This is a genomic window from Comamonas sp. B-9 (assembly GCF_000410635.1).
Lineage (GTDB): Bacteria > Pseudomonadota > Gammaproteobacteria > Burkholderiales > Burkholderiaceae_C > Comamonas.
Genome location: NZ_APCR01000308.1, coordinates 1 through 14,045, shown reverse-complemented (window position 1 = coordinate 14,045; position 14,045 = coordinate 1). Strand labels below are relative to the sequence as shown.

Annotated in this window: 11 protein-coding genes; 2 read left to right on the top strand and 9 right to left on the bottom strand. The window is 64.4% G+C overall.

All coding sequences use genetic code 11. The features are described 5' to 3' along the window. Nucleotides 1-63: 63 nt before the first annotated feature. The 8 genes from gsiD to H928_RS0102690 all read right to left on the bottom strand — a co-directional run bounded on the left by gsiD (nt 64) and on the right by H928_RS0102690 (nt 8,753). Nucleotides 64-1,017 (bottom strand): glutathione ABC transporter permease GsiD, encoded by a 954-nt coding sequence (gene gsiD / locus H928_RS0102725; protein WP_084635624.1) that lies wholly within the window; start codon nt 1,015-1,017, stop codon nt 64-66. Between the two features lie 15 nt (nt 1,018-1,032). Further along, nucleotides 1,033-1,953 carry a glutathione ABC transporter permease GsiC gene (gene gsiC / locus H928_RS0102720; protein ID WP_021025124.1) on the bottom strand — a complete coding sequence of 307 codons (921 nt, stop codon included), beginning with the start codon at nt 1,951-1,953 and terminating at the stop codon, nt 1,033-1,035. A gap of 3 nt (nt 1,954-1,956) precedes the next feature. Next, nucleotides 1,957-3,489 carry a glutathione ABC transporter substrate-binding protein GsiB gene (gene gsiB, locus H928_RS0102715; RefSeq protein ID WP_027010471.1) on the bottom strand — a complete coding sequence of 511 codons (1,533 nt, stop codon included), beginning with the start codon at nt 3,487-3,489 and terminating at the stop codon, nt 1,957-1,959. Between the two features lie 101 nt (nt 3,490-3,590). Continuing rightward, on the bottom strand, nt 3,591-5,495 hold the full coding sequence (locus H928_RS25830) for a dipeptide ABC transporter ATP-binding protein (RefSeq protein WP_052329684.1): 1,905 nt from the start codon (nt 5,493-5,495) through the stop codon (nt 3,591-3,593). 328 nt (nt 5,496-5,823) lie between these two features. Then, nucleotides 5,824-6,843: an isoaspartyl peptidase/L-asparaginase family protein gene (locus H928_RS0102705; protein ID WP_021025121.1), complete on the bottom strand. Its 1,020-nt coding sequence runs from the start codon at nt 6,841-6,843 to the stop codon at nt 5,824-5,826. Nucleotides 6,844-6,896: 53 nt separating this feature from the next. Further along, nucleotides 6,897-7,778 (bottom strand): alpha/beta fold hydrolase, encoded by an 882-nt coding sequence (locus tag H928_RS0102700; RefSeq protein WP_021025120.1) that lies wholly within the window; start codon nt 7,776-7,778, stop codon nt 6,897-6,899. 8 nt (nt 7,779-7,786) lie between these two features. Further along, nucleotides 7,787-8,248: a type II 3-dehydroquinate dehydratase gene (gene aroQ / locus H928_RS0102695; RefSeq protein WP_021025119.1), complete on the bottom strand. Its 462-nt coding sequence runs from the start codon at nt 8,246-8,248 to the stop codon at nt 7,787-7,789. A gap of 157 nt (nt 8,249-8,405) precedes the next feature. After that, nucleotides 8,406-8,753 carry a hypothetical protein gene (locus tag H928_RS0102690; protein ID WP_027010469.1) on the bottom strand — a complete coding sequence of 116 codons (348 nt, stop codon included), beginning with the start codon at nt 8,751-8,753 and terminating at the stop codon, nt 8,406-8,408. Between the two features lie 207 nt (nt 8,754-8,960). Here H928_RS0102690 and H928_RS0102685 point away from each other — a divergent pair, with 207 nt between their 5' ends. Beyond that, nucleotides 8,961-10,778, top strand: coding sequence for a glutamine--tRNA ligase/YqeY domain fusion protein (locus tag H928_RS0102685; protein ID WP_021025117.1), 1,818 nt, complete (start codon nt 8,961-8,963; stop codon nt 10,776-10,778). Nucleotides 10,779-10,854: 76 nt separating this feature from the next. Here the strand turns inward: H928_RS0102685 and H928_RS0102680 are convergent, their stop codons facing one another. Continuing rightward, on the bottom strand, nt 10,855-12,501 hold the full coding sequence (locus tag H928_RS0102680) for an acyl-CoA synthetase (protein ID WP_021025116.1): 1,647 nt from the start codon (nt 12,499-12,501) through the stop codon (nt 10,855-10,857). Between the two features lie 136 nt (nt 12,502-12,637). On the opposite strand from H928_RS0102680, the gene dnaG reads away from it, so the two are divergent. Next, nucleotides 12,638-14,045, top strand: a 1,408-nt coding sequence (gene dnaG, locus H928_RS0102675) for a DNA primase (RefSeq protein ID WP_021025115.1), incomplete at its 3' end; no start/stop codon positions are given.

The following is a 14,045-nucleotide window of genomic DNA, read 5'->3' as shown; positions in this document are numbered from 1 at the left end:
AAAAAGCGGCAAGCAGCCCAAGGCGCTTGCCGCTTTTGCTTGGCAGATGATCTGCCCAGGTGCTCAGTTGTCCAGCTTGGGGTCCAGCGCATCGCGCAGGCCATCGCCCAGCAGGTTGAAGGCCAGCACCGTCACAAAGATCGCCAGGCTCGGGAACAGCGCCACATGCGGCGCGTTGAGCATATCGCTGCGCGCCTCGTTCAGCATCGCGCCCCACTCCGGCGTTGGTGGCTGCGCGCCCATACCCAGAAAGGACAGGCTCGCTGCCGTGATGATCGAGGTGCCGATACGCATGGTGAGGTAGACGACCACCGACGAGACGGTGCCTGGCAGCAGGTGGCGCAGCATGATGACCCGGTCGGGCGCGCCAATGGAGCGCACCGCCTCGATATAGGTCTGCTGCTTGAGCGCCAGCACATTGCCGCGCACCAGGCGGGCAAAGGCGGGCACGCTGAACACCGCGACGGCCATGATCACATTGATCATGCCGTTGCCCAGGATGGCGACGATACCGATGGCCAGCAGGATGCCGGGGAAGGCAAACAGCACATCGGACATGCGCATCACGCAGCGGTCCCACCAGCCTTCGTAGTAGCCAGCCAGCAGGCCCAGGATGGCGCCAATGACCGCGCCAATGGCGACCGACACAAAGCCGGCCGCCAGCGAGATGCGCGCGCCCACCAGGATGCGGCTGAAGATGTCGCGGCCCAGCGAATCGACACCGAACCAGTGCTTGGCCGTGGGGGGAGAATTCAGCGCGTCGTAGTCAAAGAAGTTCTCGGCATCGTAGGGCACGATCCAGGGCGCCAGGACGGCCACCAGCACCAGTGCGATGATGAAGATGCCAGCGAACAAGGCCAGCTTCTGGCGCTTGAACTTGCGCCAGAACTCGGCCATCGGCGTGCGCATGCGCGTTGATGCGGCCAGGTTGGCAGGCAGGGAGGGCGCAGCAGCGCCAGCAGCAGGGGCCGCCGCCACAGGGCGGTCGGCAGATTCAGGAGCGTTCGGAGTAGTCATGGCCAAAGCACCTGCTTAGCGGTAACGGATGGTGGGGTTGATCCATGCATAAAGCAGGTCGACCACCAGATTGATCAGGATGAATTCCAGCGAGAACAGCAGCACCAGGGCCTGGATGATGGGGTAGTCGCGCATCTCGACGGCGTCGACCAGCAAGCGGCCCATGCCCGGCCAGTTGAACACCACCTCGACAACGATGGAGCCGCCCAGCAAAAAGCCGAACTGCAGGCCCATCATGGTCACCACCGGAATCATCGCATTGCGCAGGCCATGCTTGATGACGACCACGGTCTCCTTCAAGCCCTTGGCACGTGCGGTGCGCACATAGTCCTCTTTGAGGATGTCGATGAAGGAGCTGCGGGTAAAGCGTGCCATCACGGCCGCCACGGCCGCGCCCAGGGTCAGCGACGGCAGCACATAGTGCTTCCAGCTGTCCGCACCCACGGTGGGCAGCCAGCCGAGCTTGACCGAGAAATACTGCATCAGCAGCATGCCCAGCGCAAAGGACGGGAACGAGATGCCCGACACCGCCAGGGTCATGCCCAGCCGGTCAGGCCACTGGTTGCGCCAGACGGCCGAGACAATGCCCAAAAACATGCCCAGCACCACCGACCAGGCCATGGCCACCACGGTGAGCCAGAAAGTGGGGCCAAAGCGCTCGGCAATCTCTTGCGAGACCGGGCGCTTGGTCCGGATGGATTTTCCAAAATCGCCCTGCAACGCATTGCTGAAGTAACGGATGAACTGCTGGTGCATGGGCAGATCCAGCCCCAGGTCCTTGCGGACCAGTTCGATCGTCTCCGGGCCGGCTTCGGGGCCAGCAGCCAGGCGCGCGGGGTCACCGGGCAGCATGTGCACGAAGCCAAAGACCAGCACGCCAACGATGAGCAGTGTCGGTATCAGCCCGAGCAAGCGTTTGAGCAGGTAGCGATACATGGATTACTTCAGGTCGACGTCGGTGAAATTGAAGTTGCCATCCGGGATCACGTAGAAGCCCGTCAGCTTCTTGGACTTGGCCGACACCAGTTGCTCGGTGTTCAGGAAAATCCAGGGCGCATCCTTCCAGATCTTTTGCTGGGCATCGGCGTAGATCTTGCCGCGCTCAGCCGCATCGGTGGTCACCAGCGCCTTGGCAATGTCAGCATTGACTTCGGCATTGTTGTAGTAGGCGGTGTTAAAGCCGCGTGGAGGCTGGCTTTCACCAGCCAGCAGCGGACGCATCGCCCAGTCGGCTTCGCCGGTGGACGAGGACCAGCCCACGTAGTACATGCGCACCGCAGCCTTCGCTGGATCCTGCACCGATTCCACTTCAGCGACGCGCTGGCCTGCTTCAAGCGCGCGCACCGTCACCTTCACTCCCACCTGGGCGAGTTGCTGCTGGGCAAACTGGATGACCTTCTGGGCGGTGGAGTGGTTGTAGGCCGACCACAGGGTGCTCTCAAAGCCATTGGGGTAGCCCGCTTCCTTCAGCAAGGCCTTGGCCTTGGCTGGATCGTAGGGCCAGGGGCCCAGCTTGGTGGCAAATTCCACACCCTTGGGCAGCACGCCTTCGGAAGGGATGGCGTAACCGGCAAATGCGACCTTGGCCAGTGCTTCCTTGTTGATCGCGTAGTTCAGCGCCTCACGCACCTTGGGGTTGTCAAAAGGCTTTTGCGTGGTGTTCAGCGAGATGTAGCGCGCAATGATCGAAGGCGCCACCACGATGTCGAGGTTGGCATTCTTCTTGAGGTTTTCAACGGCTTCGGGCGGCACGCTGAAAGCGAACTGCGCCTCACCGGTCTGCATCATCGACGAGCGGGTGTTGTTGTCCACCACCGGCCGCCAGGTGATCGAATCCACCTTGGGCAGGCCTTGCTGCCAGTAGCCGTCAAACTTGCTGACCTTCACATAGTCCGAAGGCTTCCACTCGACGAACTTGAAGGGGCCGGTGCCCACGGGATGCTGGGCAATGTCCTTGCCGTATTGCTTGAGCGCAGCGGGCGAGATGATCACGCCCGAGGGGTGGGCCAGCGAGTTGACGAAAGGTGCAAACTGCTCCTTGAGCGTGAACTTGACAGTGTGCTCGTCCACCGCCTCGGTCTTGGCGATGTTCTTGTACAGGTTGTAGCGCTTGAGCTTGTTGTCTGGGTTGGTCACGCGGTCAAAGTTGGCCTTCACCGCTTCGGCATTGAAGGGGGTGCCGTCATGGAACTTCACGCCGCTGCGCAGCTTGAAGGTGTAGACCAGACCGTCCTTGCTCACGTCGAAGCCGGTGGCCAGCACCGGGATCATCTTCATGTCCTTGTCGAAGCTGTACAAGCCTTCATAGAAGGACTTGGCCATCGCTTGCGACACGGTGTCGTTGGCGTCATAGGGGTCCGTCGTCGTGAAAGACGAGTACACGGCCACCGTCACATCCTTGGCGGCAAACGCCGGCAAAGCCGAACCCGCCATCAGCATGGCTGCGGCGATCGAAGTCAAACGTCGTTGCATATCAACTCTCCTCTTCAGGTTTTGCATCGGCTGGCCCACCACGGCGGCGACCAGACCCACTACATTCTTGGCGTTACTCAGCTGGGCACTCCTGCGCAGGCTCAAGCCGGCTGCAGATCCTGCACCTGGCCGGCAGGCACCGCGGGCTGCGGCATCTCTTGGGCCACCCAGTGGCCCGGACCCACTTCGCGCATGGGCAGCACGCGCGGCGGGTCGTCCACCCCGCGCACGGGGCTGGGGATCTCGGCCACATTCAAGGTGTGCTGGCGGCGCTGCGTGGGGTCGGCAATCGGCACGGCCGCCATCAGGCGCTTGGTATAGGGGTGCTGCGGGTTCTCGAACACCGCACGGCGCGGGCCGATCTCGACGATCTGGCCCAGGTACATGACGGCCACGCGGTGGCTGACGCGCTCGACCACGGCCATGTCATGCGAGATGAACAAAAAGGCAATGCCAAACTCCCGCTGCAGGTCCATCATCAGGTTGATGATCTGCGCGCGGATCGACACATCGAGCGCAGAGACCGCCTCATCGGCAATCACCACCTTGGGGTTCAGGGCCAGCGCGCGGGCAATGGCGATGCGCTGGCGCTGGCCGCCCGAGAATTCATGCGGGTAGCGGTTGGCAGCAACCGGGGGCAGGCCCACCTTCTCCAAGAGCCACTCCACCTTCTTTTCTGCCTGCTCGCGCGGCAGCAGCTTGTGGATCAGCATGGGCTCCAGAATGCTGTAGCCCACAGTCAGGCGCGGATCGAGCGAGGCAAACGGGTCCTGGAAAATGAACTGGATATCGCGGCGCAGCGCCTGCAGCTGCGCGCCTTGCAGCTTGGCAATATCGCGCCCAGCCACCTGCACATCGCCGGACTGGAAATCGATCAAACGGGCCAGCGCGCGGCCCGTGGTGGATTTGCCGCAACCGGATTCGCCCACCACCGCCAGGGTCTCGCCCGGCTGCAGGCTCAGGCTCACCTGCTCGACCGCATAGACCTGGCGCTTGACGCCGCCAAACAGGCCTTCCTTGATTGGAAAACGCGTCACGAGCTTGTTGACCTGCAGCACCGGCTCACCGGCTTGCACGGTCGATGTCTCGGGCGCGGCGGCCTCGGCCTGCGTGCCCTGGCCCAGCAGGCTGAAGCGCTCTGGCAAATCCTTGCCACGCATGGCGCCCAGCTGCGGCACGGCGGCCAGCAGGTTGCGGGTATAGGTCTGCTGCGGGTTGGCAAACAGCTGCACGCAGTCCTGCTCTTCGACCTTGTCGCCGCGGTACATCACCAGCACGCGGTCGGCCACCTCGGCCACCACGCCCATATCGTGGGTGATGAAGATCACGCCCATGGACATCTCGCGCTGCAGCTCCTGCACCAGCGCCAGAATCTGGGCCTGGATGGTCACATCCAGCGCCGTCGTCGGTTCATCGGCAATCAGCAGCGAGGGCTTGCAGGACAGCGCCATCGCGATCATCACGCGCTGGCGCATGCCGCCCGACAGCTGGTGCGGGTGGCGCGTGAGCACATTGCGGGCCTCGGGAATGCGCACCAGCTCCATCATGCGCAGCGCTTCGGCCATCGCCGCGCTGTTGGACTTGCGCTGGTGCAAGCGAATCGATTCGGCAATCTGCTCGCCCACGGTGAACACCGGGTTGAGCGAGGTCATCGGCTCCTGGAACACCATCGCCATATCGGCCCCGCGCACCTGGCGCATCTGGGCGGAGGTGGCCTTGGCCAGGTCGATCGTGCCGGCATGGCGGCCGCGCAGCAGCATCGAGCCGCTGTCGATCTGGCCCCCGCCGGTCTCCACCAGCCGCATCAGCGCCAGCGACGTGACCGACTTGCCCGAGCCCGACTCGCCCACCACCGCCAGGGTCTGGCCGGCGTAGACATCGAGGTTCAGGTTCTTGACCACCTGCACCCGTCCCTGCTCGGTCTTGAAGCTCACGGACAGATCCCGCACCTGCAAAACGGGCGGCGTCAGGTCATCGTGCACGGGAGTAGAACTGGGGTTGGACATAGGTAGAAGGGGCAGTGCGGGGCTTCGCGAAGAAGGCACAAGCCGTAAAGCAGGACAGGCACCCGGGTTGGGACAAATCCTTGAGAAAAATCCCCGTGTTGGCAAGAACACTGAGGCATAGATATTCACCTGGGTGACAGTGTTTGCAATTGTAGAAAGCCGGGGGGCTGGTTTGGAGGCAAAACGGCCTATGGTTTTCACCTACGCAATTCCCGCAGAGGCGCGCACCATCGTGGTGCGGCGGCTTGCCCGTTGCAGGCAAACCACTCCGTCATCGATGGGGTCGGTTCGGGGCCCGTTGGTGGGCTCCTGGCTCAGCGATGCACGATCACGCTGGAGCCAAGACGTCGTTGGCATAAATGGCGACCAGCGCCTCGCCATTTATGCCGATCTGGCCCCGGTACATGCCTTCGGAGTTGAAGCACAGCGAGACCTCACCGTCGGCACCCACGGCGATCAGGCCGCCATCGCCGCCCAGCGGCGGCAGCACGCGGTGGATGACCTCGGCCGTGGCCTGGGCCACCGACTCGCCCAGCAGCTCGATGCGCGCGGCCACGGTGTGGGCGGCCGAACCCCGGATAAAGGCCTCGCCGACGCCGGTGCAGGAGACAGCCACCACGCCATGCTTGGCATAGGTGCCCGCACCTACCACGGGCGAGTCACCGACACGGCCGGGCTTCTTGTTGGTCAGGCCACCGGTCGAGGTGGCGGCAGCCAGCTGGCCATGCACATCCAGCACCACCGCACCGACCGTGCCCATCTTCTTGCGCTCATCGAGCGGCGCAGCCTGGGCCTGGGTCTGGCTTTGCGCGCTGTGGTCCAACGCCACCTGTTCGCGGCCCGATGCCAGCGCTGCGGCCTGCACGGTGCGCAGCTGGGCCAGGCGCTGCTCGGTCGAGAACCAGTCGCGCGCCACCATCTCGCAGCCCTGGGCCTGGGCAAAGCGCTCGGCCGCTTCGCCAATCATGAAGACCGGCCCGCCCGCCTCCATCAGCGCCAGGGCCGCACGCACCGGGTTGCGCACGGTGCTGACACCGGCCAGCGATCCACAGGCCAGATCGCGCCCGCGCATCACACAGGCATCCATCTCATGCGTGGCATCGGCCGTGAACACGGCGCCGCGCCCGGCGTTGAACAGCGGGCATTCTTCGAGCAGGCGCACGGCCTCCACCGCCACTGCTTCGGCAGGCGCGCCTGCCGCCAGTTTTTGCTGCGCGCCTTGCAGCACATCGCGCAAGGCATCGCGGTAGGCCTGCTGTTGCGCGGGGGTGATGGAGGCGCGGGTGATGGTGCCGGCGCCGCCATGGATGGCGATCACGGGGCGAAAGGAAGAGGTAGAGGTGGTCATAGTGCTTGGGCCGGTCGCGCCGTTGCGCGGCCAGCCGGTTCCAGGTAGGTCAATCAGGAAGAGAGCAGCGGCAGCAGCGTGGCCATAAAGGCCTCGGGCTGCTCATACTGCACCCAATGGCCGGCGTCGGGCAGCCGCACAAAGGCCTGCAGATGGGGCGTGACCGCGCGGTATTGGTGCTCCAGCGCGGGCATATAGCTTTTGTACAGCGCGTCATAGGCGCCATAGATCGCAGCGACCGGGCAGGCAATCTGCGGCAGCGACTGCGCCAGGATATCGGTGTTGGCCAGGCGCCGGCGTGGCAGGCGGTCCCGCACAACATTGTGCTGGTGCACGGCCAGGGCCTGGTCGTCGATCTTGGCGGCATCCCAGAGCATCAACGCGCCGAGGTTGTAGCGGTGCATTTCCAGCTGCTCGGCCGGGTCGCTCAGATGGCGCCAGCCCTTCAAGCTGAACTGCTTCTCCGGCACCACGCCCATGGCGGGGGCCCCCACCAGCACCAGGCGCTCTACCGCCTGCGGGTAGGCAGCGGTCAGCATGGCCGCCGTCATACCGCCGAAAGAGAAACCCATCAGCTGGCAAGGCAGCAGATCCAGCTGCGCCATGCCGGCATGCAAAGGTGCGAGCATGGCATCGGCGTCCGTTCCCACGGCCGGCGGGTCGGAATCACCAAAGCCCGGCAGATCGGGCAGCCAGAGTTCATGGCCTTGGGCGAGCAGCGCATCGATATTGCGGATCCAGTGGGTCCAGCTTCCGCTGCCGCCATGGAGCATCACCAAGGGCAGCGTGCCAGGGCGGCGCGCGCCCCAGCTATGCCAGACCACGGTCTGGCCTTCAAAAACGGTGGTCCGCCGCGCCGCCTTGGCCAGCAGCGTCTCGTAGAGCGCCGGCAGCGGCAGCAAGCCCGCAGCGCGGGTGTCTAGAACATCGGACATCGCAGCACTCAGGCGGTGGGCGCCAGCAGCACCTGGGCCACCGCATCGATCGCAATGCTGTAGCCCTGCACGCCCAGGCCGCAGATGACCGCCTTGGCCACGGGCGCAATATAGGAATGGTGGCGGAAGGCCTCGCGGGCATGGACATTGCTGATATGCAGCTCGATCACCGGCAGCGCCGCGCCCTTGATCGCATCCATCAAGGCCACGCTGGTGTGGGTGTAGGCGGCGGCATTGAGCACCACGCCGGCCAGCCGGCCTTCGCGCTGCAGCTGGCCTGCCTCGTGCAGCCAGTCGATCAAGGCGCCTTCATGGTTGCTCTGGTGAAAACGCAGCGCCAGCTGGTTGCGGGCAGCCGCCTGGGCACAGAGCTGCTCGACATCGGCCAAGGTGTGGGCACCATAGATGGTGGGCTCGCGCAGGCCCAGCAGGTTCAGGTTCGGGCCGTTCAGTACAAAAACAGTTTTCATCTCAGCTTCCACAACGGACAACAGCTGTGGATTATCCGAGCATTCGGCACCCCAGCGCACAGCCCAAGCGACAGCTGGCCGGTTGGGAGCCCCGGCAAGCGCGCATAAAAAAAGCCCTGGCGGGCCAGGGCATCGGTTGCGCAAGCTGCCAGGCAGCTCAATAGCGGTAGTAATCGCGGTCGTGGCGATGGTGGCGGTAGTAGCGGCCGGGAGGTGGGCCGTAGTACACGGGCGCTGGGCGGTACACCGGAGCGGGGCGGTAGACCACGGCAGGGGGCGGAGGCGCCACATAGACCGGCTGGGGTGCATACACAGGGGGAGGCGCCACATACACGGGCTGGGGTGCGTACACCGGCGCGGGGGCCACGTACACCGGTGCGGGCACATTGATGCCCACCGACCAGGATACCCGGCTGGCATGGGCGCCAGCACTCATCAGCGCCAAGCCAGTCAGCACCGCAGCAGCGGCCCAGCGAGAGCCTTGTTTCAGCATCGAATTGCGCATATTGATCTCCTTGCGAGAATCCCTGAAAAATGTCATTGGACTTTCAACGCGGCAAGCAGGCAGAAAGATACCAAAGGCGCTGCAAATTATGGTTTCAAGACAAGATATCCTGTTGCAAAGCGTAAATGGCATGCCCAACACTGGGTCAGAGCCCCAGAAACCGCAATACGTTCCAGCCATCAGGGTACTCCCTTAGAATACACAACTATGAATGCATCTGCCCCGAGCGCTTCGCACAACGGTAGTGACGAAGTGGTCAAACCCACCAATTTCCTGCGACAAATCATCGAGTCCGACCTCGAAAAAGGCAGCTACGCCCAGCGCCACTGGGGTGGCACGCCTGGCGATGCCCAGCACCACCAGCAGGGCCCCATCGACCAGGCCAAGATCCGCACCCGCTTTCCACCTGAGCCCAACGGCTACCTGCACGTGGGCCACGCCAAGTCGATCTGCCTGAACTTTGGTCTCGCACGCGACTTTGGCGGCGTCTGCCACCTGCGCTTTGACGACACCAACCCGGAAAAGGAAGACCAGGAGTATGTGGACGGCATCATCGATGCCGTGCGCTGGCTGGGCTTTGACTGGAAGGACCCGAGCGGCGAGCAAAACCTCTACTACGCCAGCAACTACTTCGACTTCATGTACCGCTGCGCGGTCTACCTGATCGAGCAAGGCCTGGCCTATGTGGATGAGCAATCCGCTGAAGAGATGCGCGCCAACCGGGGCGATTTCACGCGCCCTGGCGTCAACAGCCCGTTCCGCGACCGCAGCGTGGCCGAGAACCTGCAGCGCTTTGCCGACATGAAGGAGGGCAAGCTGCCCGATGGCGCGGCCGTGCTGCGCGCCAAGATCGACATGACGGCGCCCAATATCAACCTGCGCGATCCTGCGATCTACCGGGTGCGCCATGCCGAGCACCACAACACCGGCAACCAATGGTGCATCTACCCGATGTACACCTTTGCGCACCCGATCGAGGACGCCTACGAGCACATCACCCACTCGATCTGCACCCTGGAGTTCGAGGACCAGCGTCCCTTCTACGACTGGTTGCTGGACCACCTGCGCACGGGCGGCCTGATCGATGCGCCCCAGCCGCGCCAGTACGAGTTCTCGCGCCTGAACCTGACCTATGTGATCACCAGCAAGCGCAAGCTCAAGCACCTGGTGGACAACCAATTGGTCAGCGGCTGGGACGACCCACGCATGCCCACCGTCGTCGGCCTGCGCCGCCGTGGCTACACCCCGGCGTCCATCCGCAATTTCTGCGAGCGCATTGGTGTGACCAAGGACTACGCCTGGATCGACTACGCCACCTTGGACGGCTGCCTGCGCGAAGACCTGGAAAACCAGGCCCATCGCGCGATGGTGGTGCTGGACCCGGTCAAGCTGGAGCTGAGCAACTGGGCCGAGGTGTTTGGCAGTGCCGAGCACCTCGAAGCCTGCAGCCTGCCCGCCCTGCCCCACCCGGCAGAAGGCCAGGTCGCGCCTGAGCGCCACTTCAGCCTGGGCCGCGAGGTCTGGATCGAGCGCGAAGACTTTGCCGAAGTACCCCCCAAGGGCTATAAGCGCCTCTTCCCCGGCAACAAGGTACGTCTCAAGGGCGGCTATGTGATCGAGTGCACCGGCTGCGAGAAGGATGCCGATGGCGTGATCACCAAGGTGCTGGCCACCGTGGTGCCCGACACCAAGAGCGGCACGCCTGGTGCGGACAGCGTCAAGGTCAAGGCCGCCATCACCTGGGTGGGCGTGGCCGATGGCGTGCAAGCCGAAGTGCGCCTCTACGACCGCCTGTTCACCGATCCACAGCCCGATGCCGGCGGCAAGGACTTCCTGGCGCTGCTCAACCCGGACAGCCTGAAGGTCGTGACCGCCTATGTCGAGCCTTCGCTCAAGGCCGCGCAGCCTGACGACAAGTTCCAGTTCGAGCGCTTTGGCTACTTTGTGGCCGACCGCCATGACCACCGCAGCGACAAGCCGGTGTTCAACAAGATCACCGGCTTGAAGGATTCCTGGGGCAAGTAAGCGCCAGGCCTGATCCGCCGAACCCAACCCGCCCCAGCAAGCTGCGGCGGGTTTTTTCATGGGTGTTCAGGCTGGATCAGCTGTCTATCGCGTCTGCAGACCCCGCCTGCTTGCGCAGCTCGAACTTCTGGATCTTCCCGGTGCTGGTCTTGGGCAGCTCGCCAAACACCACCGCACGCGGGATCTTGAAGCCAGCCAAATGCTTTTTGCAGTGGGCAATGATGTCCTCGGCGCTCACCTGGGCGCCGGGCTTGAGCTCGACAAAGGCGCAAGGCGTCTCGCCCCAGCGCGCATCGGGCTTGGCCACCACGGCCGCAGCCAGCACGGCGGGATGGCGGTAGAGGACATCCTCGACCTCGATCGACGAGATGTTCTCGCCGCCCGAGATGATGATGTCCTTGCTGCGGTCCTTGATCTTGATATAGCCATCGGGGTCCTGCACCGCCAGGTCACCGGTATGGAACCAGCCACCGCGAAACGCCTCCTGCGTGGCCTCGGGGTTTTTCAGGTAGCCTTTCATCGCGATATTGCCCCTCAGCATGATCTCGCCCATGGTCTGGCCGTCCTGCGGCACGGCCGCCATCGTCTCCGGGTCGCGCACCTGGGCATCGCGCTGCAGGTGGTAGCGCAGACCCTGGCGGGCATTGAGCCGGGCACGCTCACCCACATCCATACCCTGCCAGTCGGCCTGCTGCGCGCAGACCATCACCGGGCCATAGACCTCGGTCAGCCCATAGACATGGGTCAGGTCAAAGCCCAGCTGCTCCATGCCCTCGATCATGGCCGCAGGCGGCGCAGCACCGGCCACCATGCATTTGACGCCAGCGGGCACGCCCTCCTTCAAGGCCGCCGGCGCATTGACCAGCAGGCTGTGCACAATCGGCGCGCCGCAGTAGTGGCTCACGCCATGGCGCTTGATCGCCGCAAAAATGGCCTGCGCATCGACCCGGCGCAGGCAGACATTGACGCCGGCGCGCAGCGCCACCGTCCAGGTAAAGCACCAGCCATTGCAGTGGAACATCGGCAGGGGCCACAGGTAGACCGCAAACTTGGGCATGTCCCATTCCAGCACGTTGCTGATGGCATTCACCGCCGCGCCCCGGTGGTGGTAGACAACGCCCTTGGGGTTGCCGGTGGTGCCGCTGGTGTAGTTCAGTGCAATCGCGTCCCACTCATCGCCGGGCAGCTGCCAGTCAAAGCTGGCATCGCCCTGGGCCAGCAAGGCCTCGTAGCTGAGGCTGCCCAGCCGCTCGCTGGCCTCGCCGTACAGCGCATCTTCCACATCCACCAGCAGGATGGGCGCCTGCGATTGGCGCAGCGCCAGGGCCTTGGCCACCACACCGGCGTATTCGGGGTCCACGATCAGCGCCTTGGCCTCGCCGTGGTCCAGCATGAAGGCAATCGTCTGCGGATCGAGCCGGGTGTTGAGGGTGTTGAGCACGGCCCCTGCCATCGGCACGCCAAAATGCGCCTCCACCATCGGCGGCGTGTTGGGCAGCATCACCGCCACCGTGTCGTTCTTGCCAATGCCATGCTGCTGCAAGGCGCTGGCCAGCTGGCGGCAGCGTGCATAGGTCTGCGCCCAGGTCTGGCGCAGCTCGCCATGGATGATGGCGAGGCGCTCCGGGTAGACCTCGGCGCTGCGGGCGATAAAGCCCAGCGGGGTCATCGGCGTGTGGTTGGCCCCGTTTTGCTCGAGCCCGGTGTCAAAAATGCTGTTCATCAGTGCTTGCCTCCTCTGCAAACACTGTGCCACAAGCGGCTGACGCGAAGATTGCGCGCTGTCACACGATCGATAGCCGGGATTGGCCATTGACCCGGGGGCAGATTGGGGAGGCGCTGCGGCGGCACAGCCCGGCATGCGCGACAATAGCCGGGTGTCCATCCCCCAGTCATTTATCCAGGAGCTGCTCTCCCGCGTCGACGTTGTCGACGTGGTCGGCCGCTATGTGCAGCTGAAAAAAGGCGGCGCCAACCTCATGGGGCTGTGCCCCTTCCATGGCGAGAAATCGCCCTCCTTCAGCGTCAGCCCCTCCAAGCAGTTCTACCATTGCTTTGGCTGCGGCAAAAACGGCAATGCCATCGGCTTTCTGATGGACCACACCGGCATGGGCTTTCGCGAAGCGGTGACCGACCTGGCCCAGAGCGTGGGCCTGCCGGTGCCCGAGGACGATGTCTCGCCCCAGCAGCGCGAGCGCGCCGCGCAGGCGCGCGAAAAGCAGGCCTCGCTCACCGATCTGCTCGAAAAAGCCGGTGACGCCTACCGCAAGCAGCTGTCGCAGTCGCCCAAGGCCATTGCCTACCTCAAGGGCCGGGGCGTGAGCGGCGTCACCGCCAAGCGCTTTGGCCTGGGTTACGCGCCCGAAGGCTGGCGCAGCCTGGCGAGTATCTTCCCCGCCTATGACGATGCCAAGCTGGTTGAATCGGGCCTGGTGATTGAATCGGACGATGGCGAAGGCAAGCGCTACGACCGCTTCCGCGACCGGGTGATGTTCCCCATCCGCAATATCAAGGGCGAATGCATCGGCTTTGGCGGCCGCGTGTTTGGCGATGAAAAGCCCAAATACCTGAATTCGCCCGAAACCTCGGTCTTCCACAAGGGCCGCGAGCTCTATGGCCTGTTTGAGGCCCGCACCGCCATCCGCGAGCATGGCTATGTGCTGGTGACCGAGGGCTATATGGATGTCGTCGCGCTCGCCCAGCTCGGCTTTCCGAATGCGGTGGCCACCCTGGGCACCGCCTGCACGCCCGACCATGTGCACAAGCTCTTCCGCTTTACCGACACCGTGGTCTTCAGCTTTGACGGCGATGCCGCCGGCCGCCGCGCCGCCCGCAAGGCGCTCGATGGCGCGCTGGCCTATGCCAGCGACACCCGCAGCATCAAGTTTCTTTTTCTGCCCGCCGAGCACGACCCAGACAGCTTTGTGCGCGAATACGGCGCCGACGCCTTTGCCCGCCATGTGCATGACGCCACGCCGCTGTCGCGCTTCTTGCTGGAAGCAGCCAGCGAGCTCTGCGACCTGGGCCAGGCCGAAGGCCGGGCGCGTATGTCGAGCAACGCCCGCCCGCTGTGGAACCTGCTGCCAGACGGTGCCCTCAAGCGCCAGCTGCTGGGCGAGATCGCCGACAAGGCCCAGTTGCCCGCCGCCGAGCTGGAGGGCCTGTGGCAAAAGACCACGGCCCAGGAACAAGCCCGCCAAAGCGGCGCTGGCCAGGCAGCGGCCAGCAGCGGCCCGCGCCACGCGCCCTCCTGGGATGCGCCGCCGG

What these genes read in the sequence shown, in the direction of transcription:
- gsiD (WP_084635624.1), bottom strand. Translation starts at nt 1,017, where the DNA reads ATGACTACTCCGAACGCTCCTGAATCTGCCGACCGCCCTGTGGCGGCG.
- gsiC (WP_021025124.1), bottom strand. Translation starts at nt 1,953, where the DNA reads ATGTATCGCTACCTGCTCAAACGCTTGCTCGGGCTGATACCGACACTG.
- gsiB (WP_027010471.1), bottom strand. Translation starts at nt 3,489, where the DNA reads ATGCAACGACGTTTGACTTCGATCGCCGCAGCCATGCTGATGGCGGGT.
- H928_RS25830 (WP_052329684.1), bottom strand. Translation starts at nt 5,495, where the DNA reads ATGTCCAACCCCAGTTCTACTCCCGTGCACGATGACCTGACGCCGCCC.
- H928_RS0102705 (WP_021025121.1), bottom strand. Translation starts at nt 6,843, where the DNA reads ATGACCACCTCTACCTCTTCCTTTCGCCCCGTGATCGCCATCCATGGC.
- H928_RS0102700 (WP_021025120.1), bottom strand. Translation starts at nt 7,778, where the DNA reads ATGTCCGATGTTCTAGACACCCGCGCTGCGGGCTTGCTGCCGCTGCCG.
- aroQ (WP_021025119.1), bottom strand. Translation starts at nt 8,248, where the DNA reads ATGAAAACTGTTTTTGTACTGAACGGCCCGAACCTGAACCTGCTGGGC.
- H928_RS0102690 (WP_027010469.1), bottom strand. Translation starts at nt 8,753, where the DNA reads ATGCGCAATTCGATGCTGAAACAAGGCTCTCGCTGGGCCGCTGCTGCG.
- H928_RS0102685 (WP_021025117.1), top strand. Translation starts at nt 8,961, where the DNA reads ATGAATGCATCTGCCCCGAGCGCTTCGCACAACGGTAGTGACGAAGTG.
- H928_RS0102680 (WP_021025116.1), bottom strand. Translation starts at nt 12,501, where the DNA reads ATGAACAGCATTTTTGACACCGGGCTCGAGCAAAACGGGGCCAACCAC.